The following is a 24,085-nucleotide window of genomic DNA, read 5'->3' on the forward strand; positions in this document are numbered from 1 at the left end:
CCGAATTCACGAATCCTCGCGAACCGCAATTTGTTCGTCTAAAGAACTTTTGTTCGTATAATGAATTTTAGAGAGGATCGCTCGCCATGGCAACCCACCCCGTTTCTGCTACGTCCACCACCGACACACCCGCCCCCGGCGACAGCTACGTGCAGTCTTTTGCGCGCGGCCTGCAGGTGATCCGCTCGTTCAGCGCGAGCGCGCCGCACCAGACCCTGAGCGAGGTGGCGGCCGGCAGCGGCCTCACGCGTGCGGGGGCGCGGCGCATTCTTCTCACGCTGCAGACGCTGGGCTACGTGGTGACCGACGGCAAGCTCTTCACGCTCACGCCGCGCATCCTCGACCTGGGCTTTGCCTACCTGTCGTCGATGCCGATCTGGAACCGCGCCGAGCCCGTGATGGAGGCGCTGGTGCAGCAGGTGCAGGAGTCCTGCTCGGCCGCCGTGCTCGACGCGACCGACATCGTCTACGTGCTGCGCGTGCCGACACAGAAGATCATGCGCATCAGCCTGGGCGTGGGCTCGCGGCTGCCGGCGTACTGCACGTCGCTGGGCCGCCTGCTGCTGGCCGACCTGGGCGACGACGAGGTGCGCGCGCGCCTCGAGGCCTCGAACCTCGAGGCGCTCACCAAGCACACCGTGACCGACATCGACGCGCTCATGGCCAAGGTGGCCCAGGCGCGCAAGCAGCAGTGGTGCCTGGTGAACCAGGAACTGGAAGAAGGCCTGATCTCCGTGGCCGCGCCCATCGTGAACCGGCAGGGCCGCATGGTGGCCGCGCTGAACATCAGCGGGCAGGCGAATCGCACGAGTGCGAAGGTGATGCAGGAGACGATGCTGCCGGCGCTGATCGATGCGGCACGGCAGGTGTCGGCGCTGCTGTAGGCCATCCACGCACGGCCCTCGGCCCTTTCAGGAACACCGCGGAACCGGCTTTGCCGGGCCGCTGGTGTTGCCCCCGGCAGGGGGTTGGAGAAGCGACACGAAGTGCGCGAAGCCTGGGGGCGAGCTCAGGTTTCGGAGTGGATGCCCTTCATGATGATCACGCCGCCCAACCGGGTCGTGTCTGCGCGCATGCGCTTGGCCAGCGCGTCGGGCGAACCGGGCTGCGCCTGCCAGCCGGTCTTCAGCAGCTCGCCGCTCACCTCGGGCGAACTGATCACCTCCACCAGCGCGGCATTGAGCTTGGCCACGGCCGCCGGCTTCATGCTCGCGGGCGCGGCAAGCGCGGTCCAGATCTCGAGGTCGGCGCCGCGCACGTCGGCGTCGCGGATCGTCGGCAGCTCGTTGACCAGCGGGCTGCGCTCGGGCGAGGTCACGCCGATGGCCTTGAGCTTGCCCGACTTCACATGCGGCATCGCCAGGCCCGGCGGCAGCAGCGCCAGCTGGATCTCGCCCGCGAGGATGCCGGCGATCACCTGCGGGTTGCCCGTGTAGGGCTTGTGCTGCGCGGTGATGGCCGCGCGGCTCTTGAGCAGCTCCATGCCCAGGTGGCCCACGGTGCCCACGCCCGGCGTGCCGTACTTGCCGGCGCTGCCCAGGTTGCGCACCCACAGCAGCAGGTCGGCCGCAGACTTGCCCGTGGCGCTGCCCGACACCACCAGCACCAGCGGCGCGGTGCCGATCAGGCCGATGGGCGCGAAGTCTTTCTCGGGGTCGAAAGCCAGCGACGGATTCAGCAGCTTGGCGATCGTGAGGTTGCCGTTGATCAGCGCGCCGATCGTGTGGTCGTCCGTGGCCTTGGCCACTTCGGCCGCCACGAGGTTGCCGCTGGCGCCGGGCTTGTTCTCCACCGTCACCGGCTGGCGCAGGAGCTTCGAGAGCGGCTCGGCGATGGCGCGCGCCGCCAGGTCGGGCGAGGCACCCGCCGGAAAGCCCACGAGGATGCGCACGGGCTTGGTTGGCCAGGCGGCATCGCCGCCTGCTGCGCGCTGGGCCCACGAGGCCGGCGTGAACAGCGAGGTGGCAATGGCTGCAGCGCCGCCTTCGAGCAGGCGGCGTTTGGTGATCTTCAAAACGGACTCCGGAGGGTTGGAAAAATCAGGGGCTGGACGCAAATTTTGCTTACGTGAAGTTACATGATGATGCTGCATTGCACAAGTTCGGCACAACTGTGAATAGGGCCGTTCGACGGCTCCGTCAGCTTGGTATCCAGAGGTGACGGGCGCATTTACAATGCCTGCCGCATTCCCCTTCCCCACCAACGAGGTCTTGTCCGCAATGCCCAAGAGCCCCCGGCCTCGCGCCCGCTTCAGCTTCTCCCCCACCGTGCGCGCCCTGCTCCTGGCCGCTGCGGCCTGCGGCACTGCGCTTCCCGCGCTGGCCGCAACCGAGCACGAGGACGTCGACCGCCTGATGCAGGCCGGCAAGCTCGACGAGGCCATGACCAAGGCCGAGGCCTTCCTCAAGGACAAGCCGCGCGATCCGCAGATGCGCTTCCTGAAGGGCGTGATCCAGCTCGACACCGGCAAGCGCGCCGAGGCCATCGCCGCCTTCACGCAGCTCACGCAAGACGCGCCCGAGCTGCCCGAGCCGTTCAACAACCTCGCCGTCATCTACGCGAGCCAGAACCAGTTCGACAAGGCCCGCAACGCCCTCGAAAGCGCCATTCGCACCAACCCCAGCTACGCCACCGCCCAGGAAAACCTCGGCGACGTGTACGCGCGGCTGGCCAGCCAGGCCTACAGCAAGGCGCTGCAGCTCGACCAGAACAACACCGCCGTGCAGCCCAAGCTGGCCGTGATCCGCACACTCTTCACCGCCCCGCCGGCCGCTGGCTCGAAGGGCTCGACCCTCGTGGCCTCGGCCACGACGACGCCTACACCGGCACCGGCTGCGAAGGCTCCCGCCCCGGCACCTGCGCCCGCACCGGTTGCCAAGGCACCTGCTCCGGCTCCCGTGCCCGCACCTGCGCCCGTCGCCAAGGCACCTCCTGCGCCCGCGCCGGCACCGGCCGCCGCGCCTGTCGCACCGCCGGTCAAGGTGGCTGCAGCCCCCGCGCCGGCAGCCAAGACACCTGAACCGGCATCGGCACCCGCCGCTGCGCCGGCGTCCACCGCAGAGATCGAATCCGTCGTGCGCGGCTGGGCCTCGGCCTGGGCCAGCCAGGACATGGACCGCTACCTCGCCGCCTACGGCAGCGACTTCGTGCCCGCCGGCGGACAGAACCGCAAGGCCTGGGAAGAAGACCGCCGCGCCCGCATCGTCGGCAAGTCCAGCATCAGCGTGAACCTCGAGAACCTCGCGATCAAGGTCGACGGACAGACCGCCACCGCCAAGTTCCGTCAGGTCTACCGCGCCGACAACCTCAACATCGCGAGCCGCAAGACGCTCGAACTGCAACGCTCTGGCAACCAGTGGCACATTCGCAAGGAAAGCGTCGGCGGCTAGTGGCAGACATCGTCCGGCGCGGCCGGCTTCAGACCCTCCCGTTCCCGCTGCGGAGCGGGAAATTGCTCGCGGCCTTGATGGCCGCCTCCGTGCTCGCGCTGGCCACGCCCGGCGCCGCGCTCGCAGCCAATCACAACAACGGCACTAGCAAGACCGCCAACGCCAAGAACAGCGGCACGAAGGCCGCCAAGGCGAGTGGCAGCCGTGCCGCTGCCAAGGAAGCCAAGGGCAGCAGCAGCAAAGCCGGCAGCGGCGCCAGCAAGACGCAGCTGCAAGCCAAGAGCAAACGCGCCGCCGTCGCAGATAACGCGGGCGCCACGCGCCCGGCCCGCAAGACCGCAAGAACAGCCGCACCGATCCAGGAAGCCAGCGGCGCCGAGGCCCGCCTGATCGGCGTCTACGAACTGTTCGGTCGCGGCAAGACCCGCGAGGCGCTGGCCAAGGCCCAAACCCTCGTGCGCGACCACCCGAACTTCCAGCTCGCACAGCTCGTGTACGGCGACCTGCTCGCGGCGCAGGTGCCGCCCTCGAACGCCATGCCCGACACCGCCGGCATCGCGCGCCTGCGCGGCAACCCGGCCATGGTCGAGCTGCACGAGGAATCGCGCCGCCGCCTGCAGGCCCTGCGCGAACGCCCGCCCGCCGGCACCGTGCCCTCGCAGTTCCTCACCCTCTCGACCCGCAGCCGCTTCGCCATTGCCGTCGATGCCTCGCGCTCGCGGCTGTACCTGTTCGAGAACGCCGACAAGGGCCTGAAGCTCGTCGCCGACTACTACATCTCGGTCGGCAAGTCGGGCACCGACAAGGCCGTCGAGGGCGACGCGCGCACCCCGCTGGGCGTGTACTACATCACCAGCAGCCTCGACCCGCGCTCGCTCAAAGACTTCTACGGCGCCGGCGCCCTGCCCATCAACTACCCCAACCCGTACGACGTGCGGCGCGGCAAGACCGGCAGCGGCATCTGGCTGCACGGCACACCGCCCCAGCAGTTTGCGCGGGCGCCGCTCGCCAGCGACGGCTGCGTCGTCATGGCCAACCCCGACCTCAAGCAGCTGCTGCGCAAGGTGCAGATCGGCGCCACCCCCGTCGTCACCGCACGCAGCCTGCAATGGATTTCGCAGCCGCAGGCCGAAAAAGAAGAAAAGAAATTCGCCGATTCAATTACCGCCTGGAAAGATGCCAGAGCCAGCGGCAATGAAGCGCAATTGAAAAAATTCTATTTGCCGGATTTCCAGCGCGCCAGCCGGAAGCCCGTCGATGCCGATTCGGTACTCCGCGACGAATTGACCTACGCACAAGGTAAACGAGTGCAAATCAAGGACGTGTCGTACCTCCACTGGCGCGACACCGAGGACACCATGGTCGCCACCTTCGGCGAGGTGTTCGAGGGCGAGAAAAACGGTCGCACCCGCCGCCAGTACTGGCTGCGCCAGGCGGGCGAGTGGAAGCTCTTCCACGAAGAAATCCTGGGCTGAGCCCACGTCACCGAAGGGGTCTCCACCCCAAAAGTGTGATTTATTGCCCAAACGGAGCCGCCTTGTCGGGTGTTACAAATTGCACCCCTAGGTACCGCGCTACGTAACACGTAACGGGCATGTTCCCGTAACGCTGAACTTCCGGACGTTCCCACGCCCGTAACGCGTTCCCCTCGTCCATGCCAGTGTGCATGCGGTTTACAGAGGGAAACGAACATCTCCAGACTGTGAATAAGTGACCTTTTCTGCCCCGTTGTGGGGGCCGAACGAGGCTGGCCGCCTTCCTGCTTTACCCCTCCGAGTAGCACATCCGGGACTCGATCCAGTGTGTTTCTCCTGTTGATACACGGAGTTACGCTGTATAACATCCACCGTGCCAGCCTTTGTTAACACTTCCTTTCAGGAGATCACCATGCTTAGTTCTATTACTCGTTTTCTGCGCGATGAAGAAGGTGCTACCGCAATTGAATATGGAATTATTGCGGGGCTGATTTCTATTGCAATCGTGACTGTTCTGACCACAGCAGATGGCTTGGGCCCACGACTGGCTCGCGTCTTTACCAACATCACCAATGCACTGCCGGCTGCACCAGCAACACCGGGCGGCGGGGGCACCAACTAATACCCCTTAGAAAAGCGACTGGTGTTCATACAGGCCTGCCTGCTGTGGCTGCTTTTCGTTACTGTCTATGACTTTCGAAAGCGCCGCGTCCCGAATGCTCTTGTGCTGGCCGGGGCTGCTCTGGCCCTGGCAGCCATCGCTTCGGACTCACAACCTTTCGGCCTCAATTGGGCCGCGGGGCTTGTGGGCGCAGCATCAGGCTTCGGATTTCTGCTGCTCTTCTATGCAACCGGATTCATGGGAGCAGGCGACGTGAAATTCGCTGGAGCTCTCGGGTTGTGGGTAGGGCTGCCGGCCCTGATTCCCATTTGGATCGTGGCCAGCCTGCTAGCGGGCGTCCATAGCGTCCTCTGGCTTGTCCTGACCCGCTGGCCTCTGTTCCCGCGACTTTCCTTGATGCTGGCAGGCCCAGTACGTATTTCCGATCCCGGCAACTCACCCGGCCGGCTTCGCATCGTTCCTTATGCGGCCTACCTGGCCTTGGCCGCTGCGGCCTGGATGGTTTGGGAGCGACAGAGTTAGCTACACCAGCCAGCTTTGCCCGTCTCGCAGGCCCTTCATCTCCTTTCCATGATCGCTTGCCCCTCTCATTCAGTTCGCCGCTCATGATCAATCTCACCAAAATCATCGCAGCCGTCTTGGTTCTTCTGGCCATCGCGCTGGGTGTCTATGCTTGGATGCTGGGCCGGCAGCCTGCACCGAAGGCCACCATGACTCCGGCACCGGCAGCAACGCAGGCCCAAAGCCCGCCAACTGTCACCCACCCCGTCGTCGTCGCAGCCAAGCCGCTGCCGGCAGGTCAGGTCATTCCCGCCGACGGCCTGCGCGTCGAACGCCTTACCGTTAATCCAGTTGGTGCTTTCCAGGATGTGGCAACCGCGGCGGGGCGAGTTCCGGTGCTGGACCTTTCGGAAGGCACGCCTGTGATGGAGAACCAACTGGTTTCGGGCCTGTCACTTCGTTTGGAGGAGGGCCAGCGAGCGGTTGCCATCAAGGCCGACGAGATCATGGGCGTCGGCAACAGGATTCAACCCGGAGACTTCGTTGACGTGTTCATCACCTTGAAGTCGGACGGGAGGGATGTGGACCGCAGCCAGGCGCGACTGCTGCTTTCTCGCAAGCGTGTCCTCGCCTATGGCTCTGCCTCGGTCGATGGCCTTCCCTCAAAGGCGATAGACAAGCAGCAAGCACAACAAGCCCAGCGCACCGAGGCTGCTCGCACCGCTGTTCTCGCCGTGCCCGTGGATGACGTCAACCGCCTCACGATCGGTGACGCAACAGGCCGGTTGATGCTGGCGTTGCGCAACCCGAACGACACGGCAGAACCCGACCCCAAGCTCTTCGCCACGCTTCCCACCGCACTACAGCCTGCAACGTCTCGCCCGGGGGAACCCCGCCGCGCCCCGCTGGACGGACTCGACCGTGCACAAGCCGGGCTGACTGCCGTGGACCTCGTGACAGGTGGCAAGGCCTTCGCCAACCGGGCTTTTCCACTTGAAGCGCGTGCCATCTCCAGCGGTCCGCGCTCGCCCCAAACCGGCACCGGTCGCGGCGGGCTCCAAGTCGAAGTTATTCGCGGCGAGCGCAGCGAAACCGTCAGCTACTGATCGCAGAGCACATCGCCGTCACGTCCGTCACACAAGAAAGAAGCCACATGCCCCATACGCCACGCGAACTGTCGAGCAGCCATCCAGGCGCCCCGTCGCTGCTGCGTTCGTCGCTTATCGCGCTCTGTGCGTTGACCCCTGCGGCTTGGCCGCTCACCACCGGCGCCGCGGATGCACCGCTCTCCCGCACCGTGTCTCCGCGTCCGGTGGTCCTTACCGCGGGCACTCAACAGGAGTTGCTGATTGACAAGGGCATCGAGCGAATGGCGATCGCCGATGAGGCTGTAGCAGCCGTCACCATCACGCGCAAGACGCCGAATGCGCCGGCGGCACGTCTGATCGTCACCGGCAAGTCGGCCGGACGCACCACTCTCATGATCTGGGAAAAGGGCAATGCCGCGGCGACCACCTATGCCATCGAAGTACGACGCAGAGCAACCAATCTGACCGGAACGATGGACAGCGTCACCGCGCATCAGCAAGCGCGCGATACGGCAATGGCCGGTGCAGCGGACAAGACTGAGCTGATAGATCGTTCCGTCGTGGCCGTGCGCAGCAACACCGTTCAAGTTGAAGTGAAGGTCGTTGAGTTCAATCGAAGTGTGCTCAAACAGGCCGGCCTGAATATCTTCAGCACACGTGCGAACGCCAATGGGTTCAGCTTCGGGGTTTTCGGTCCGTCTTCGCTTGGCAGCACCACCTTCGCTCCCAATGGCTCCATCAGCGGCGAATTCGGCAACCCGCTGGCACAAGCGTTCGGCCTGCTGCTCAACTTTGGCAAGGCTGGTATTGGCCTGAATGTTGGCTTCCTAGAAGGTAACGGCATGGCCCGGGTGCTCGCCGAACCCACTCTGGTGGCAATGTCGGGCCAGAGCGCCAGTTTCCTGGCCGGCGGAGAGCTTCCGGTCCCTGCTCCTCAAGGCTTGGGTAGCACGAGCATTGAATACAAACCCTTCGGCATTGGCCTCACCGTGACGCCGACCGTGCTGTCCAATGACCGCATCGTGCTCAAAGTGGCGCCGGAAGCCAGCGACCTCGACTATACGAATTCGCTCAGCATCGGCGGCGTCGCAGTGCCCGCAATCAGTACCCGGCGTGCCGACACCACGGTGGAATTGGGCGATGGAGAGAGCTTCATCATCGGCGGCCTCGTCAGCCGGACCACGACCTCCAATGTCGACAAGGTCCCATTGCTCGGCGACCTCCCGATCCTAGGAACCTTCTTCCGGCAGAACAAATACCAGATGAGCGAGAAGGAACTGGTGATTCTCGTCACCCCGCACCTGGTCAAGCCCATCGCGCGTAACACGGACCTGACGCCTTACCTTCCGGGCAACGCCGAACAACGCGACGGACCCGTATGGCGCTCGCACTTCCTCGGGGGCGCGGCCAACACAGCGGTGCCGGGCTTCTCCCGCTGATGGATGACGGTCGCACGAATCACACATCGCAGAACGGCACCATGAACGCCCCTCGCGACAACCTTCCGGAAACTGGCAGCGAAACCTACCTGTTCGCGTCAGCCAACGGCGGCCACATCACCTGGCTGACCGACGCCCTGAGCCACGAAGGCTCTGTCGTTGTTCTGGCCCAAGACACGAAGACGATTGACGAACGCATCTCGTTGCTCGGCCCCGTAGCGGTGTTCATCGACTTCTCACCTGAACAAGGCGCCGTCGCCAGCGAACTTCATCAGCGCCTGAAGCGCGACTGGCCAACCTTGCCCGTACTTGCTGCCGGCGTGTCTTCGCAACCCGCAGCGATGCTTGCCGCCCTTCGCGCTGGCGTAGACGATTTCATCGACATTTCGGCTGCGCCCGACGAAGCCGTGAGCACCCTGCGCGCGCTCCTCGAAAAACGGCGCTCGCTCCCGGGTGGCCTGCGCGGCAGCACGCTGGCCTTGCTGGGAGCTCGCGCGGGCCTGGGTGTCACCACGTTGGCCACGAGCCTGGCCCTCACGCTGTACGACCAATTGGCGCAAGCGCCCGCACGCCCGGCGGGCCGCAGCGGCCGCCATGGCGTGGCCCTGCTCGACCTGGGCCTGCCCGCACGCGATGGCCTGCTGTACCTGAACACGCAAAGCGGCTTCAGCTTCGTCGACGGCGTGCGCAATCTGCGGCGCCTCGACCAGACCTTGCTGCATACAGCACTGGCGCATCACACCAGCGGCGTCGCCGTGCTGCCGCTGCCGACAAACCTGGCACAGGTGCGCGAGATCTCGCATGCCGACTCGGTCTCACTGATCCGTCGTCTGGCCGATTTCTTCGACTTCCAGATCGCCGATCTGGGTGGCTTCTCGACCATCGACTTCATTGCCCAGACCGTGCGTGAAGCGCAGAACACATGGGTAGTTTGCGACCAGAGCATCGGCGCCATCGTGTCAACGGCGAACATGCTCAAGGAGCTGCGCACTCGCAACGTCGAGACCGAACGGCTGACGCTGGTTGTGAACAAGTTCGATGCACACGTCGGCCTGTCGGCCAAGGACATCGCCGAACGCCTCGAACTGCCGCTGCAGCACGTGCTGCCTGATCGCAGCACCCAACTGCTCGCCGCAGGTTGCCGCGGTGAAATGCTGGTGCGCACGGCTCGCAACGATCCGTATGCACAGGCCGTCGGCGGCCTCGCCCGCACCCTGCACCAGGAATACATGTCCGTCTCCGGTCAACCACCTGCCAAGGACCCTCGCTGGGTGGCACTGATGGCGCAGATCACGGGGCTCTGGAAGAGAGATAACGAAGGCTGATCCATGTCCACTGATATCGAATTTGCCGACGACGACCAGGCATTCATCAACTCCCAGCAATTCCAGGACATCAAGAGCTGGACGCACGACCATCTGTTGAGTCGCATCGAAGAGCTGGGCGCGGAGTTCGGCCGCTGGTCGCGCGCCTCGATCCAGCAGTTCGTTGAGCTGGAGGTCGACAGCTTTGTGCGCCTGCGCCGCGTGCCGATCAACGACCGCGAGATGCAGCTCATCGCCGATGCGCTGACGAAGGAGCTGGCCGGCTTCGGCCCCCTGGAAGACCTGCTGAACGATCCTGCGGTTGAAGACATCCTGATCAACGGCTACCAGAACGTTTATGTGTCGCGCCATGGCATCTTGGAGCGCGAAACGCTGCGCTTCACAGATGCCGAGCATGTGATGCGGATCGTGCGACGCATCCTGGCACCACTGGGACGCCGCCTCGATGAGTCGAATCCGATGGTCGACGCGCGCCTGCCCGACGGAGGGCGCATCAACGTCATCATCGAGCCGCTGGCCATCGACGGCCTGTCAGTTTCGATCCGCAAGTTCCGCAAGGAGCCTCTGACGCCTGCAGATCTGGTGAAGCTCGGCACCTTCGATGCAGGCATGGCCCAGCTGCTAGAGATCGCAGTACGCGCACGTTGCAACGTGCTCGTGAGCGGGGGGACTAGCTCCGGCAAGACCTCGTTGCTCAATGCCTTGGCAAGCTTCATTCCAGCGCGGGAGCGCGTGATCACCATCGAAGACACCGCGGAACTCTCGCTCAGCACCAGCCATGTGGTGCGCCTCGAAAGCCGCCCGGGTGGCTTCGATGGCACTGGCGTAGTGTCGATTCGCGATCTGCTGCGCAACAGCCTGCGCATGCGGCCAGACCGAATCATCGTCGGCGAAGTGCGCGGAGCCGAAGTCATCGAGATGCTGCAAGCCATGAACACCGGGCACGAAGGCTCCATGGGCACCATTCACGCCAGCTCACCGCGCGAGTGCTTGTATCGACTGGAAATGCTGGCTGGTTTCGCGGGATACCAAGGCAGCGAGGTCAGCCTGCGCCGGCAAATTGCCAACGCCATCGACTTCATCGTGCAGATCGGTCGTCTCTCCAACGGGCAGCGGCGCATCATTTCGCTGAGTGAAGTCACCGGCGTGAACGACAACGTGGTGGCGATGCAGGAGCTCTATCGCTACGAGCCAGTCGTGTCGCCAGACGGCGAAGAACGCGATCGTTGGGTGTCGCTGGGCATCGCGCCTCATTCGCCGAAGATCACGCGCTTCCGCCAGTCCTTCGCCCGCACGCAAAACGGAGAAGGTCGTGCGTGAAGCACTGCTCATCGTAGTCTGCATCGCGCTGCTGCTGGCAGCCACTGGGTTGCTGCTCTGGCAATGGGCAAGAAATCGGCAGACCCGTCGCACGACAGAGCGGCACCTTGAACAACAGATCCTGGCGAGCAGCGCCGATGCGACAGCAAACCTCTCGCACGCGCCACTACCTCAGCGCGCACCTCCTTCAGAGGCCTTCGTTCCTGGTATCACATCAGATCCTTGGCTTCAGAGCGAAACGGCAACAACTCCGGCCACTCGAAAGCTCTCGCTGGACGCCATCTTGCCCGCATGGCTCCACGGCATCATCCCGCCTCGAGTTGCAGCACTGGCCGCAGTCAGCACCATCGTTTTGTGCCTGTTGGCAGGCCTCTTTGGAGGCTGGGTAGCGGCAACTGGCGTGCTCTTTCTTCTCATCGTTGCCTTTGTCTTTGCAACGTGGCTTCGCCTGCAAAAAGTCCGCCGTCAATTGATCAGTCAATTGCCTGCATACATCGATGCGATGGTTCGTCTGATCACCATCGGCAACTCCACGCAAGCTGCGTTTCAATTGGCTATCGCAACAACACAAGCCCCACTGCGAGGTCACATGGAGCGCGCAGCGATCCTGGTACGTGCAGGCGTGGATCTCGACCGCGCGGTGCACCAGACGGCCAACAATGTGCGTGTGGAAGAAATGTTCCTGCTGGCCGCGATCCTGGGACTGAGTGTGCGCTACGGCGGTCGGTCCGATCTCCTCCTGGAACGAGTTGCCAACTTCATGCGCGACAGCGAGCAAGCCCAACATGAATTGGTCGCGATGTCTTCTGAAACGCGGCTCTCGGCCTGGATTCTGGGACTTCTTCCTCTGGGCGTCGGCGCCTTCCTGATCCTGACAAATCCGTCTTACTTCGTGGGTATGTGGAACGACGGAACAGGGCGCGTATTGATCTTTTCGTCTGCGGGGCTACAAGTACTAGGCGCCATTTTTCTGTATCGACTGGCGAGGCTCGCATGAATCTCACGTCGAACCATCTCGCCACCCTCAGTGTTGTGCTTCTGGCCCTGGGCTTGCTAGTCGCAGCAGGTGCACTGATTGCAGCAGAGCGTCGCCGAAGTCGTAGTGGTCAGGTAATAGGCCGCGCCCTCCGCAGGGACACGACCACCCAGATAGATCTGAAGACTCCTCCCGAAACCGATTCTGGGCTAGGTGCTCCCGCACGCGCCGATATCGAACTCCCCTTTCACTGGCTCGACTCGCGGATCGGACGCGCCTTGGTCGCAGACGAAGACCGACGACTTATTGATCAATGTGGATTCGCATCCAAGCGGGCGCAACTGATTTTTTTAGTCACCCGTCTCATTCTGGCCATCCTCCTTCCGGTGATCGTCTACGCCATCTGGAAGAACAGTCAGAGCGACCGCACCTTCGTTATCGTGCTCGCTGGGGCATTTGTGGTTGGTTTCATGCTTCCGAAATGGGTGCTTGGCCGAATCGCTGCCGGACGTCGCGAACGCATATCGCGCGAGCTCCCGCTCTTTGTCGATCTTCTGAAACTACTGCAGGGTGTAGGGCTGAGCCTCGATCAAAGTCTGCAGATCATGGCGGACGATTTCTCGCATGTTCTACGGGTGCTCGGGTACGAATTGACCTTGGCCAACCGTCAATACAGCCAGGGACGAACGCGCGAACATTCCCTTCAACGCCTCGCCACGCTCCATGCCAACGAGGATCTTCGTGGCTTGGTCTCGCTGCTCGTTCAGGTCGATCGCCATGGGGGAGCGGTGCAAGAACCCTTGCGTATCTTCGGCGAAAGGCTGCGTGAAAGGCGGCGCTCGGAAATGAAGGAACGCATCGGAAAGATCACCGTGAAGATGACTGGCGTCATGGTGACCACGTTGCTACCTGCCTTGGTGATCGTGACGGCCGGTCCCGGGTTCATTGCCATCTTCCGTTCACTGGCAGCAGTCTCCAAATGAGAAACATCAATCTCCTTGGCAAACAATCCCATGGCGCACGAAACCGATTTTCGGTACACGCTGCGCTTTGCCTGATGTTCCTTGCGCTTTCCGGGTGCAGTACCCCCAAGGATCAGTACGCTGCCAGCGTCGATGCTCAACAACGTATGGCCGCAGAAGCCGCCGCCGAAACCAAAGCGGGAAACTCCGTCGATACGAAAGAAACCTACCTCAAGCTGGTCGAACAGATGCAGCGAGAGAACCTGTGGTTTGCTTCACTGGCACACATCGATGCTCTTGAGCAACGCTGGGGCACGTCCCCCGAATCGACTCGCCTGCGCGCCGACGCCTTGCGTCAAACTGGCCAAGCAGCGCAGAGCGAAGCGGCCTACAAGCGGCTGATGGGCACCGCACTTGAAGGTGCCGGCTATCGCGGACTGGGTCTTTTGGCTGGTGCACGTGGAAACTACCCGGAGGCTGTGCAGTTTCTGAAGCAGGCCCAGCGTCACACACCGACTGATGCGCTGCTGTTGAGCGATCTGGGCTATGCCCACCTGCGTGCCGGCTCTATCGAGGAGGCTCGCTTGCCGTTGATGCAAGCGCTTCAGCTTCGCCCCGACAGCACACAGGCACAAGCCAATCTCGCCCTGTATCTCGAACTCACGAATCAGCAGGAACAAGTCGCGGCCATGATGGATGCAAATCGCATGTCCACCGCTGCGCGTTCGGCGGTCAGAGAAGCTGCACAGCGACTCCGTGATGGTGCAGCTGCGCTCCATGCACCGCTCGCACCCGTGGGGACATCCGCCCGCGACGAAACCCTTCCGCTTGCACTCAAGACTTCACGGCGGTCGCATTTGACCGAGATACGCACCGCCATTCAGGCAACTCCGGAGGCCATCGCCTCTTCGCCCCCTCCGACCCCGACTTCAAGAGGAACACCATGAAAAAAGAGTGCGACGCCGTGCTCCACGCTTTGTCCAGATGCGGTCTCCTTGTGGCCCTGCTTGCCTCCTCGCCAGCGGTTCTGGCGCAGGGCGTGGCACCGGCAGGACCGGTAGCAGTACCTCTCACTGCAAACATGCAAGCCCCTGCAGTTGCCGAACCTTCAGTCGATGCGCCATCTCCGCATGAAGAAGAGCACGGCTACGCTCCGCTACAAGTGGGCGACGCCACCCAGGGCCTGCTAGCCTGGCAGCGCAGCGGTGACATCGCGTCCAAAACGCCGCGCCCGATTGCAGGAAGCATCGCGCAGCGCAGCTACGAACGCTACTTGAAGAGCTTTGAGTTCCCGATCCCCGAGCGCTTCAACTCGAGCGTCAAATCCGGCAGCGCCAGCAATGGCACCGGTGGCGGCAAATAGGCGCGCGCCATGAAAACATCGCGGCCTTTTGCCTCCATCCGTGCTCAGCGCGGTGTGTATGCGATCGAGTTCGCTGTTGTGTTCTTGATTTTCTTCGCTGTTCTCTACGGGATCATCTGCTACGGAATTCTCTTTGCCTTTCGATTTGGGCTCCAGAACGCAGCGGAAGATGGGGCGCGCGCCGCACTGCGCTATCAAATCGACCTACCTCGCCGAAAGGCAGAGGCTGATTTCGTGGCCCGCTTCCAGACCAAGGGGTGGCTACCCGCAGCAAGCAGCCAACTGGTCGATGTTCAGATCTGCCAGGTTGAGACCAATGTCTGTCTCAATCCGCCGTGTCAAACAGCGTGGGAGAAAAGGTGCCAAGTCACTGTGACTGTGACTGTGAAGGGCATGAAACAAGTACTGCCCCCCCTGGCCAGTTTTGCCATCCCTGATGCCCTCGTAGGCAAGGCCACCATGCTTTTGGATGGGGGAACGCTTTGACAAATTCTCATGCCATCGCTCGATCAGCACGCATGAGTTGCCAGCGCGGTGTGGCCGCTATCGAGTTCGCTTTGGTCTTCAGCTTTCTCTTTCTCGTGCTCTACGGCATCGCCACGTTCGGCGCTGCGCTCTACACGCAGCAAGTGGTCACGCGCGCCGCAGAAGATGGCGCTCGTGCCATATCGCTGCTTCCTCCTTCGATCCCTCTCGTCGACGACGATGTTCGGATCAAAGGCGTGGTCTTCAACTCGTTGAACACTTCCATGATCGCGCCGACCGTCTCTCGCAGTTGGATCGAACAGAAGGTCGACGTACGCATCAGCAAGCAACCGGGGAGCCCAACGGGAATACCGCAAGCGCAAGCCACCGTCGTTGTGACTTTTCCCTATGACAGTGCTAGCAGATTGCTGCCCTCGTTGCCCCTGATCGGCAGTTCTCCCGAGAAACTGACAAGCCGGGCCATTGCCGCGCTTCAATCCTCCTGAGGAGCCTTGAATGAACTTCAGTCACAGGAGCGTTTCGCACGGCACCGCACATCGAGCTTCAAGGTCCCATCAAAAAAAAGGGCGGACGAACGGATCAATTCTGGTCAATACAGCCATCGCGTTGAGCTTAGTGATCATTACCCTGATTGGCACCGAATTGGGCTATCTCTTCTATATGAAGCGGGAGTTTCAAAAAGCTGCCGACTTGGCCGCTCTGGCAGGAGCGCAGCAACTCTCGCCCTTACCTGCGACCGATATGTGCCAATTGGCGAAAAATGCTGCGACAACCAATGCCGCCAGTAACCTACCCGGCGTCCCCCTCACGCTGCTGGAGTGCGGGAAATGGGCGCCAGGGGAGCCTGCGGAGGATCATTTCCTTTCGAGCGCTCTACCGAAGGACTACAACGCACTGCGAGTCACCATTACGAAGGAGCCACCCAAGCTTCTGCCGTTCTTCACGGGAAATCGACAGATCAGCGTCAAGGCCGTCGCAGCGCTCGACGCAGCCGTTGCGAACTTTTCCGTTGGTTCTCAACTACTTAGAACGAATGCGAACTCGCCCCTCGGAAAAATACTCCAGGCCGTCGGAGTGAGCCCGGAAGTTCTGACCGTTTTGGACTCCAATGGACTGGCCAAGATCAAAGTCACCCCTTCGGGCCTACTGAAAGCCTTGAATCTGGGCGTCGTGTTGGACGGGGGCGTCTTAACTCCAACAGAACTTGCAAAGCTTCCCCAAGTTACCCTGAGCCAGATTCTCGACCTCTCATTGAACGCCATTGGGCAAGATGAGGCCCTTGCCGTTTTGGTCAGAGCGCTGAAAGAAGATCTGATCGATGCGCATCTAGGTCAAGTGAAGTTGAACCTTCTTGGCTCTGACACCGGATCTGGCGGAATCCTGACGCTCAGCACACCAAACAGCACCAACGAGGCAGCGCTAAATACTGAGATCGACCTTGGAATGCTCTTGAAGACCAGCATTGGCATTGCCACAGCCGGTCGGGCCGTATTGATCCCCGGGCTGAAACTGGGTGGTCTTGTCGATGCGCAAGCTGGCATCGTCGAACCACCGTCTATCGGCATCGGCGGCATCGGAACCAAGGCCTACAACGCACAAGTTCGCCTTTACTTGAATATCGATACCGACGGTCTCCTGGGAGGACTTCTGTCTCCGATCGTGACCGGCTTGCTGGGCACTCGCGTGCATCTTCCCATCTACATCGATGCCATCAACGGAAATGGAGAACTTACCGGCATGGACTGCCTTGCCTCTCCTCGCAAGGCGACAGTCAAGGTCACATCAAACATTCTCCGCGCCTGTGTCGGAAAAGTTGATGACGCCAGCGTTCGCTTTTCTACCAAGAACTTGTGCGAAGACAGTCTCCAGAAGGAGCGATTGATTCAACTTCTCCACCTACCCGTACCTGCGCCTGCCTGGATCAAGATTGATGCATTTCCTCAACAGGAATCCGTGACTCTGGAGGTCGGTCAGGTCGTGTCAACAGCTCCGAACACGCTCAAAGTCGGTACGACAGTCGCCAAACTGATCGACGAGTTGTCCAAGACGTTAGGCCAGCTATTGAGTTTGAGCCCGGAAGCCCCAGCGGACGACAAGGCCCTCGCACTCGCAAACGCTTACCTCGCTGCAACCCAGAAACCGAACGGCTTCTACGATGCCACCGCCGTTATCAACCTTCTGAAGAATGGAAATCCGGCGACCGGTTCACCCAGCCTCGGAGATTGGCTTCGAACCGTTTGGGTGCCAGACCCATTGCTTGGCGTCATTCCAGTCAAGAAGAATCTGTCTGTATGGCAAGTTCTGGAAGACCAAACAAAGCCGTCTGGTGGTTTGTTGGGCCTGATCGGCCTTGGTCCCTCTTGTGCGGGCCTGCTGCAGGCATTGGCCTGGAACAGCTGCGTAAAAGGCAAGGTACTTGATGCACTCAACTCTGCGCCGGCCGGCGTGATTGACAGCGCCGCCTCGCAAGTTCCAGGTAGCACATCACCGGGAACAGGCGGCGCGACCGGGCTTCTTTCTGTCCTGCTCAGCCCGGTGATTGCACTTCTTCAGCCTCTCCTGGATGGCATTGGGGGATTTCTCTCCAACATTCTCACCAACGTATTGGGTCTCGAACTAGGCCGCACCGATGTCAAGCTGAATGGCCTTCAATGCGCGCGCTCCAAGCTGGTGTATTGACCGACAGCGAATTTCAGCATCAATCTTTCGATGAATCCTGCCTCCAACTTCGACGAACTCGACCTCTTTGTCTGGGAAGGCAAAGCCGACATCCTCGACCGCATTGCGCGGTGCATGGCGAGCTTCGACGTGGAAGTCATCCGGGCCGATGGCCTGCCGCCGCCTCAGCAGGACCGCGGTGTCGCATTGCGTCCTTCCGTCGCGATCATCAGCGTCACTGTGATCGACGGCGGCGGGCTGCCGCACGCGACCGAGCTGCTGCAAGGCATGCCCGTGATCTGGGTCGCTGCGGCTTCGCGCGAGCGCGACTCGCGCACGTATCCGCCTGAGTACCTGCACGTCCTGCCCTACGACTTCACCTGCGCCGAGCTGCGCACGATGGTGGCCAAGCTGGTGCGCCAGCTGCGCGCGCGCGATGTCGCGCCGCAGGCGCCCGACATGCTGGTGGCGCATTCCGATGCGATGAAAGGGCTGCTCGCTGAAGTGGGCGCCTTTGCCGATTGCAACCACCCGGTGCTGGTGCGCGGTGAGACCGGTGTCGGCAAGGAGCGCATCGCACAACAACTTCACATCGGGCACCAGCAGTACGGCAAGGGCGCGTTCGTGGCGGTGAACTGCGGTGCGATTCCTGATGGGCTGTTCGAGTCGCTGTTCTTCGGCCACACGAAGGGCTCGTTCACGGGCGCGGTGCACGCACACCGCGGGTACTTCGAGCAGGCCACGGGCGGCACGCTGTTCCTTGACGAGATCGGTGACTTGCCTCGCTACCAGCAGGTCAAGCTACTGCGCGTGCTTGAAGACAGTGCGGTCACGCGGCTGGGCGCGACGTCGCCAATTCGCGTCGACTTCCGGCTCGTGGCGGCGACGAACCGCAACCTGCGCGAAATGGTGGCGAGTGGCGAGTTCCGGGCCGACCTGTTCTACCGGCTGGCGGTCATCGAGCTGCATGTGCCCAGCCTCGAAGAGCGCGGCGAGATCGACAAGATCGCGATCTTCAAGGCGCTGCTGACGAACGTGCTGGGCGACGAGCTCGAAGCCTTGGGCGAAACGCCGCACTGGCTCAGCGATGCGGTGGCCGAAACCTACTTCCCGGGCAATGTGCGGCAGCTGCGCAATCTCGCGGAGCGCGTGGGTGTGATCGCGCGGCAGTTGCACAGCTGGGACCAGAACCTCATCCAGCGCGCGATCGCGCTCACGCGCGGCACGCCGGCACCGGCGACGCTCGCTACCGATCGCAACGGCACAGGGGTCGCGCTCGACGCGAACGGCGACCGCAAGGGCTGGAACAGCAGCGAGCGCAATCGCATCATCGCGGCGTTGGAGATCAACGACTGGAAGCGTCAGGACACCGCGCAGCACCTGGGCATCAGCCGCAAGGTGCTGTGGGAGAAGATGCGCAAGTACCAGATCCTCGACGGCGAACCCGGCATCCCCGAAGAAACTTAGCTCGCCCCCAGGCTGCGCGGCACTTCGTGTCGAGCACTGGGCTCACCCCCAGCCTGCGCGCACTTCGTGTCGCTTCGCCAACCCCTACCGGGGGCAACACCAGAGGCCCGGCAAAGCCGGTTCCTCGGTGTTTCACCAACGGGCTTCGCTGGCGCTTGCCTCGTGGGTCAGTTGATTCCGAGGCGCGTCGTCCTGCGCAGCGGCGGGTTCGTGAACGATGCACCCGGCGAGCGGTCGACCACGGGTTCGGTGGCACACGTCGTGTTGCTCGAGATGCACAGCGCGCCCAGCAGGCCGTCTTCGGTCAAGACGTTGCGGCTCGGGGGGCCGAAGATGCGGTCGATCCAGTTGTTGGCGCCGATGGGGTCGATGCGCAGTTCGCCGGTGGTGCGCGCCAGGCGCAGCTCCGAAATGCGCAGGTCGAACACGCCGTCGATGTAGTCGAACAGCAGCGTGTAGTAGTCCAGCTGCGCATCGAGCACCTTGGGCAGGGTCTCGCGGCCGAACTCCATGAGACGGCGGCGGCCGCGGAAGGCCTGGCCTGACGTGCTGACGGCTTCCATCAACTGGCGCTCGCGTTCGCGGCCAGCCACGGTGCGGGACCACGACGACGCGGTGAGCTCCATCAGGTTGAGCTTCACGCCCTCCATCTTGGCTTCCTGGTTCGCGACTTCAGCCAGGGCGCCCTTGAGCTTGAGCTGGCGGTCGAAGCCGTTGCCGAAGTTCCAGTTCAGTTCAAACGCGGCGCGCGTCGGGTCTTGCGGCGACACGCCGCGCGGGTCCTTGCTCTTCACGACGACGGCGTCGAGCGTGGGGTACAGGCTGGCCTCCGTCTGGTCGACCAGCGCGCGCGCACGTGCCACGCGGCCCTGCGCTTCGGCCAGTTCGGTGCTGCGCGCTTCGGCGCGACGCAGCGCTTCTTCCTGCGAGCCGATGCGCCAGTGCGACGGCGCGGCGAGCACGGGCAGCGATTCGGGGTTGGGCGAGAACTTGAAGTAGTTGCGGAACTTGGCCAGCGCCTCGTCGCGCTGGGCTTCGAAGTCGGACTCGCGCGCGGCCACGAGGGCGCGCCGCGAGGCGGCCATGTTGAGGTCGTTGTCGCCGCTCACGCCGAGCGCCACGCGCCGCGCCTCGGCCTTCGACAGTTCGGCCACGACCTCGGTGGCGCGGTGCGCGATCTGCTTTTTCAGATCGAAGCGCTGCACCTGCAGGTAGGCGGTGAGCGCGTCCAGCACGACCTTCTGCGAGGTGGTGACGACGGCTTCGTCGTCGGCCTGGTTGGCCAGTTCGGCGGCGCGCTGTGCGGCGCTCATGGCGCCGCCGTCGATCAGGCTCACGCGCGCCTCGGCGGTGAGCACGGTGTAGCTCTGGCTCTGCGCGTCCTTGGCGCCGCTGTTGTAGGTGCCCGACGACGTGCCGACCTTGAAGCGCGGGTAGCGCGCCATGCGGGCCGCGTCCACGCCGAAGCTGCTGGTGCTGGCGGTGGCCTGTGCGGTCAGCACCTCGGGGTATTCCTGCGACAGCGCAATGAGCGCCTGCTTCACGCGCTGCGCAGAACTCGCGGCGCCCAGAGAAGGCGAAGACAGGCGGCGCGAGAACGCGAGCGCGGCAGGTGGCTCGTCCTGTTCAGCGGATGTCTGTTGGGCATGCGCGGTGGGCGGCAGCGCCATGCTGACGCACAAGGTCGCGCAGAGCACACCCGGGGCGATGCGCACGCGCCGGCCCGGCAACACGGGCTTGCTCATGGTTCGCGGAAGGCTTCGCGCCGCAGTTTGAGCACAGGCCGCAGGATGTACCAGATGAACGGATCGGTCCCCACGCGCAGGTCGACTTCGGACTCCATGCCGGCGGTGATGCGGTTTTCCTTTCGCCCCACGTGCGACTGCGACATGCTGATGAGCAGCCGGTAGTACGGCGTGCCGTTGGCAATGGCGGCATCGCGGTCGGCGTCGGCCGCCACGAGCTTGACCTTGCCGTCGACGGCGCCGTAGCGCAGGTAGTCGTAGGCGGTGATCTTCACGCGCGCCTCTTGCCCCACTTCGACAAAGCCGCGGTCGTTCGGGTTGAGGCGCGCCTCGACCATGATCTCGTCCTCGTCGGGCACGACCTCCAGGATGGATTCGCCGGGCTTCACGACCCAGCCGGGGCTGCCGCTGCGCAGGCCCTTCACGATGCCGTCGGCCGGCGCCTTCACCACCGTGCGCGAGCGTTGGGTGCGGGCGCGTGCAAGGTCTTCGCTCAGGCTGGCGAACTGGCGTTCGACGGTGGCGAGTTCGTCCGAGGCGCGGCGGCGAAAGCGGCCCTCGGCCTCGGCCATCTTGGCCTGTGCTTCGGTGATGGCGGCCTGCGCCGAGATCACGCCCTGGCGCGCCACGGCGAGTTCGCTGCGCACGCCTTCGGCCTGGCGGCGCTTCTCGAGCACCTCGACCTGGCCGACGAGTTTTTCGCTGAGCAGTTGTTCGGAGATCTCCTGCTCTTTCTGCATCAGCTCCAGCCGGTCGCCCAGGCCCTTGACCTTGGCCTGCTGTTCGAGCTGCTTGCTGCGTGCCTGCTCCAGGTTCGACACGGCGCCGGCCATGACACCGCGCTGTTCGAGCGCGCGCGCCTGGTAGGCACCGACCTCGCCTTCGAGCACGGCCTCGTCGATGTCGGCATCGAACGAATCGCGCTTGAGCGGCTGGCCGCGGCTCTCGGCAATGAGCCGCACGCGGGTGGCCTGCGTGGCGGCATTGCGCGCGGTGAGCTCTTCGAAGTTCAGGCCGCTGCCGCCCAGGTCGATCTCGACGAGCGACTGGCCCTGCTTGACCTTGTCGCCTTCTTTCACGAGCACGTTGCTGACGATGCCGCCTTCCAAGTGCTGGATCGACTTCACGCGGTCGGAGGGGATCACGCGGCCCGGCGCGACGACGACGGTCTCCATCGGAAAGCCGAGCCCCACCACCGCCAGCACCGCGACCGCGCCGCCGATGATCCACTGGCGCCGCCGGCCTTGCGGCGTGGTCTGCGCCGCCTGTTTCTCGCTCTCGCCCTGAAGCACCTGCGGCAAGTCTGGTTTCAAAATCCCGTACCCCTGTCTCTGTCTGTCAGTCGGTCAATCAATCGATCACGCAAGTCGCTCAGGCCATCGAGCGCGAAGCGGTGGAGACACCGGCATTGCTGTTGCTGCTGCCATCCTCGCTGTCGCCCAGCGCCACCAGCGGCTTCTTCACGCCGAAGAGCTTGGGCACCATGACGGCCGCGGAGCCGACCTCCACGTTGCCCTGGCCGGTGACGTGATAGACGGTGGTGGCCGCCGACACGATGCGCAGCGAGTGCGTGACCACGACCACGGTGCGCACCTTGGCCACCGCGAGCATGGTCGCGAGCAGGTTGCGCTCGCTTTGAAAATCGAGGTCGTTGCTGGGCTCGTCGAGCACCAGCACCGAGGGCTTGCGCAGGAAGCTCATGGCCAGCGCGAGCTTGCGCCGCTCGCCCACGGAGAAGCCGGTGCCGCCCTCGCCCACCACGGTGCGGTAGCCGTCGGGCAGGCGCGAGATGAAGTCGTGCGCGCCCGAGAGCTTGCAGGCCGCGACGATCTGCTCGTCGCTCTGGCCCGGCGCACCGCGGCGCATGGTGTCGACGAGCGGGCCGCCGAACCAGTAGACCTCTTGCGAGAGGTAGCTGATCCAGCGCGACAGCTCTTCGCGGCCGAACTGCGACAGGTCGTACTCGCCGATGCTCACCACGCCGTGCGTGGGCGTGTACAGGCCCGACAGCAGCTTCACGAGCGTCGACTTGCCCGCGCCGTTGCGCCCGACGATCACATGCAGGCCGCCGGGGCCGATGTCGAGGTCGACGTTTTCCAGCACGGGCTGCGGTGCGTCTTCGGTGAAGCTGAAGCTCACGTCCTTGAGCGTGACGCGGCCCAGCGGCTGCGGCAGCGCCATGCCGGTGGGCGCCTTCTCGACCGGCTCGCCGAGCACGGTCTCCAGGCGCTTGGCGGCTTCCTTGGCGGTGGCCAGCGAGCGCCAGTTCGACACCAGCCCGGCCACCGGCTGCAGCGCCTTCAGCGCGAGCATGTTGGAGGCGACGAGGCCGCCCACCGTCATCCACTGCTGCATGACGGAGATGGCGCCGACGGTGACGACGATGACCGAGAACACGGTGAGCAGCACGGTGGTGCCGTCGCGCGCGGTTTCGATCTGGCCGTTCTTGCCGAAGCTCTCGCTGAGCCAGGCGTTGTAGGTCTGCTGCCAGACCTCGATGGTCGGGCCGTCGTTCGACTGCGCCTTGAGCGTCTCGCGCGCATGGCAGATCTCGGAGGTGATGCGGTCCAGGCCGCGCCCGCGCAGCACTTCTTCCACGCGGCCGGCGCGCACTTCGTCGGCCCACCACCAGGCCAGGAACGACATGATGGCCAGGAAGGCCACCACCACCGGCAGCACCGGCAGCGCGACGATGCCGATCACCACGAGCGCGAAGATCGCCATCGGCAGATCGAAGATCGACTGCGCGAGCCCGCCGGTGACGGTGCCGCGCACGGCCCCCACGTCGCGAAAGTACAGCTGCCAGGACGAAGCCGGTCGCGCTTCGAGCGCGCGCAGCGGGCGACCGAGCATGGAGTGCAGCAGCGCGCTCGACACGCCGTGGTCGACGGTCGCGCCCGCGTTGCGCAGCAGGCGCGAACGCCGCGTGCGCAGCCAGAACTCGATGCACAGGAAGAACAGGATGCCGCACACCAGCGCCGCGAGCGTGGAGACGCCGCTGCGCGAGAGCACGCGGTCATACACCTGGAGCAGGAAGATGGAAGGCAGCAGGCCGAACAGGCTGACGGGCAGCGACAGCCACGCCGCGCTCTTGACGAGGGGGTAGGCCGCACGAAACGCATCGCTCAGCGCACCGGCATACGGACTGGCGCCGGGCGTTTCCGGCCTGTCGGCAACCAGCTGGCTGGGCAAGAGGAACTTGATCATGAAGAAAGACCGATCCGTCGGGCAACGACGCCAGCGCCATTATCAACTGTTACCCGTCTGTT

The 24,085-nt window shown here is 63.6% G+C and carries 21 protein-coding genes; 17 read left to right on the forward strand and 4 right to left on the reverse strand.

Features of this window, described 5'->3' with window-relative positions; translation table 11 throughout:
* Positions 1-86: 86 nt before the first annotated feature.
* On the forward strand, positions 87-884 hold the full coding sequence (locus AC07OH_RS23135; RefSeq protein ID WP_495275081.1) for an IclR family transcriptional regulator domain-containing protein: 798 nt from the start codon (positions 87-89) through the stop codon (positions 882-884).
* A gap of 125 nt (positions 885-1,009) precedes the next feature.
* On the opposite strand, the gene AC07OH_RS23140 is transcribed toward AC07OH_RS23135, so the two are convergent.
* Entirely contained in the window at positions 1,010-2,014 is a 1,005-nt protein-coding gene (locus tag AC07OH_RS23140) for a Bug family tripartite tricarboxylate transporter substrate binding protein (protein ID WP_495302263.1), read from the reverse strand.
* A 205-nt stretch (positions 2,015-2,219) separates the two neighbouring features.
* Between AC07OH_RS23140 and AC07OH_RS23145 the strand changes: the two genes are divergently transcribed.
* From AC07OH_RS23145 to AC07OH_RS23220, 16 genes are all read left to right on the forward strand, one after another.
* Complete coding sequence (locus tag AC07OH_RS23145) at positions 2,220-3,389, forward strand: nuclear transport factor 2 family protein (RefSeq protein WP_495302264.1); 1,170 nt, start codon at positions 2,220-2,222, stop codon at positions 3,387-3,389.
* A complete protein-coding gene (locus AC07OH_RS23150) occupies positions 3,356-4,864 on the forward strand; it encodes a L,D-transpeptidase family protein (protein ID WP_495302265.1) in 1,509 nt (502 codons plus the stop codon). The genes AC07OH_RS23145 and AC07OH_RS23150 overlap by 34 nt, the downstream gene beginning before the upstream one ends.
* A 412-nt stretch (positions 4,865-5,276) precedes the next feature.
* Positions 5,277-5,486, forward strand: a complete 210-nt coding sequence (locus tag AC07OH_RS23155; RefSeq protein ID WP_495302266.1) for a Flp family type IVb pilin — start codon at positions 5,277-5,279, stop codon at positions 5,484-5,486.
* Between the two features lie 21 nt (positions 5,487-5,507).
* Positions 5,508-6,008: an A24 family peptidase gene (locus AC07OH_RS23160; RefSeq protein ID WP_495302267.1), complete on the forward strand. Its 501-nt coding sequence runs from the start codon at positions 5,508-5,510 to the stop codon at positions 6,006-6,008.
* An 83-nt stretch (positions 6,009-6,091) separates the two neighbouring features.
* A complete protein-coding gene (gene cpaB, locus AC07OH_RS23165; protein WP_495302268.1) occupies positions 6,092-7,093 on the forward strand; it encodes a Flp pilus assembly protein CpaB in 1,002 nt (333 codons plus the stop codon).
* A gap of 47 nt (positions 7,094-7,140) precedes the next feature.
* Positions 7,141-8,514, forward strand: coding sequence for a type II and III secretion system protein family protein (locus AC07OH_RS23170; protein WP_495302269.1), 1,374 nt, complete (start codon positions 7,141-7,143; stop codon positions 8,512-8,514).
* A 41-nt stretch (positions 8,515-8,555) separates the two neighbouring features.
* Positions 8,556-9,839: a CpaE/TadZ family protein gene (locus AC07OH_RS23175; RefSeq protein ID WP_495302270.1), complete on the forward strand. Its 1,284-nt coding sequence runs from the start codon at positions 8,556-8,558 to the stop codon at positions 9,837-9,839.
* 3 nt (positions 9,840-9,842) lie between these two features.
* Positions 9,843-11,159 (forward strand): TadA family conjugal transfer-associated ATPase, encoded by a 1,317-nt coding sequence (locus AC07OH_RS23180; protein WP_495302271.1) that lies wholly within the window; start codon positions 9,843-9,845, stop codon positions 11,157-11,159.
* Entirely contained in the window at positions 11,152-12,156 is a 1,005-nt protein-coding gene (locus tag AC07OH_RS23185; RefSeq protein ID WP_495302272.1) for a type II secretion system F family protein, read from the forward strand. The genes AC07OH_RS23180 and AC07OH_RS23185 overlap by 8 nt, the downstream gene beginning before the upstream one ends.
* Positions 12,153-13,118, forward strand: coding sequence for a type II secretion system F family protein (locus tag AC07OH_RS23190; protein WP_495302273.1), 966 nt, complete (start codon positions 12,153-12,155; stop codon positions 13,116-13,118). Before AC07OH_RS23185 ends, AC07OH_RS23190 begins: the two co-directional genes overlap by 4 nt.
* Entirely contained in the window at positions 13,115-14,044 is a 930-nt protein-coding gene (locus AC07OH_RS23195; RefSeq protein WP_495302274.1) for a tetratricopeptide repeat protein, read from the forward strand. Before AC07OH_RS23190 ends, AC07OH_RS23195 begins: the two co-directional genes overlap by 4 nt.
* Positions 14,041-14,460, forward strand: a complete 420-nt coding sequence (locus AC07OH_RS23200; RefSeq protein ID WP_495302275.1) for a DUF3613 domain-containing protein — start codon at positions 14,041-14,043, stop codon at positions 14,458-14,460. Before AC07OH_RS23195 ends, AC07OH_RS23200 begins: the two co-directional genes overlap by 4 nt.
* Before the next feature lie 9 nt (positions 14,461-14,469).
* Positions 14,470-14,946 carry a TadE/TadG family type IV pilus assembly protein gene (locus AC07OH_RS23205; RefSeq protein ID WP_495302276.1) on the forward strand — a complete coding sequence of 159 codons (477 nt, stop codon included), beginning with the start codon at positions 14,470-14,472 and terminating at the stop codon, positions 14,944-14,946.
* A 32-nt stretch (positions 14,947-14,978) separates the two neighbouring features.
* Positions 14,979-15,431, forward strand: coding sequence for a TadE/TadG family type IV pilus assembly protein (locus AC07OH_RS23210; protein ID WP_495302277.1), 453 nt, complete (start codon positions 14,979-14,981; stop codon positions 15,429-15,431).
* A 10-nt stretch (positions 15,432-15,441) separates the two neighbouring features.
* Positions 15,442-17,625, forward strand: a complete 2,184-nt coding sequence (locus tag AC07OH_RS23215; RefSeq protein ID WP_495302278.1) for a TadG family pilus assembly protein — start codon at positions 15,442-15,444, stop codon at positions 17,623-17,625.
* A 30-nt stretch (positions 17,626-17,655) separates the two neighbouring features.
* Positions 17,656-19,071, forward strand: coding sequence for a sigma 54-interacting transcriptional regulator (locus AC07OH_RS23220; protein WP_495302279.1), 1,416 nt, complete (start codon positions 17,656-17,658; stop codon positions 19,069-19,071).
* Between the two features lie 167 nt (positions 19,072-19,238).
* On the opposite strand, the gene AC07OH_RS23225 is transcribed toward AC07OH_RS23220, so the two are convergent.
* The 3 genes from AC07OH_RS23225 to AC07OH_RS23235 form a co-directional block, all read right to left on the reverse strand.
* Positions 19,239-20,816: a TolC family protein gene (locus AC07OH_RS23225; RefSeq protein ID WP_495302280.1), complete on the reverse strand. Its 1,578-nt coding sequence runs from the start codon at positions 20,814-20,816 to the stop codon at positions 19,239-19,241.
* Positions 20,813-22,108, reverse strand: a complete 1,296-nt coding sequence (locus AC07OH_RS23230; RefSeq protein WP_489061759.1) for an HlyD family type I secretion periplasmic adaptor subunit — start codon at positions 22,106-22,108, stop codon at positions 20,813-20,815. The genes AC07OH_RS23225 and AC07OH_RS23230 overlap by 4 nt, the downstream gene beginning before the upstream one ends.
* A gap of 79 nt (positions 22,109-22,187) precedes the next feature.
* Complete coding sequence (locus AC07OH_RS23235) at positions 22,188-24,023, reverse strand: peptidase domain-containing ABC transporter (protein WP_495302281.1); 1,836 nt, start codon at positions 24,021-24,023, stop codon at positions 22,188-22,190.
* Positions 24,024-24,085: the final 62 nt, after the last annotated feature.

The sequence above is a fragment of the Variovorax sp. GW821-FHT10C12 genome, assembly GCF_059415405.1.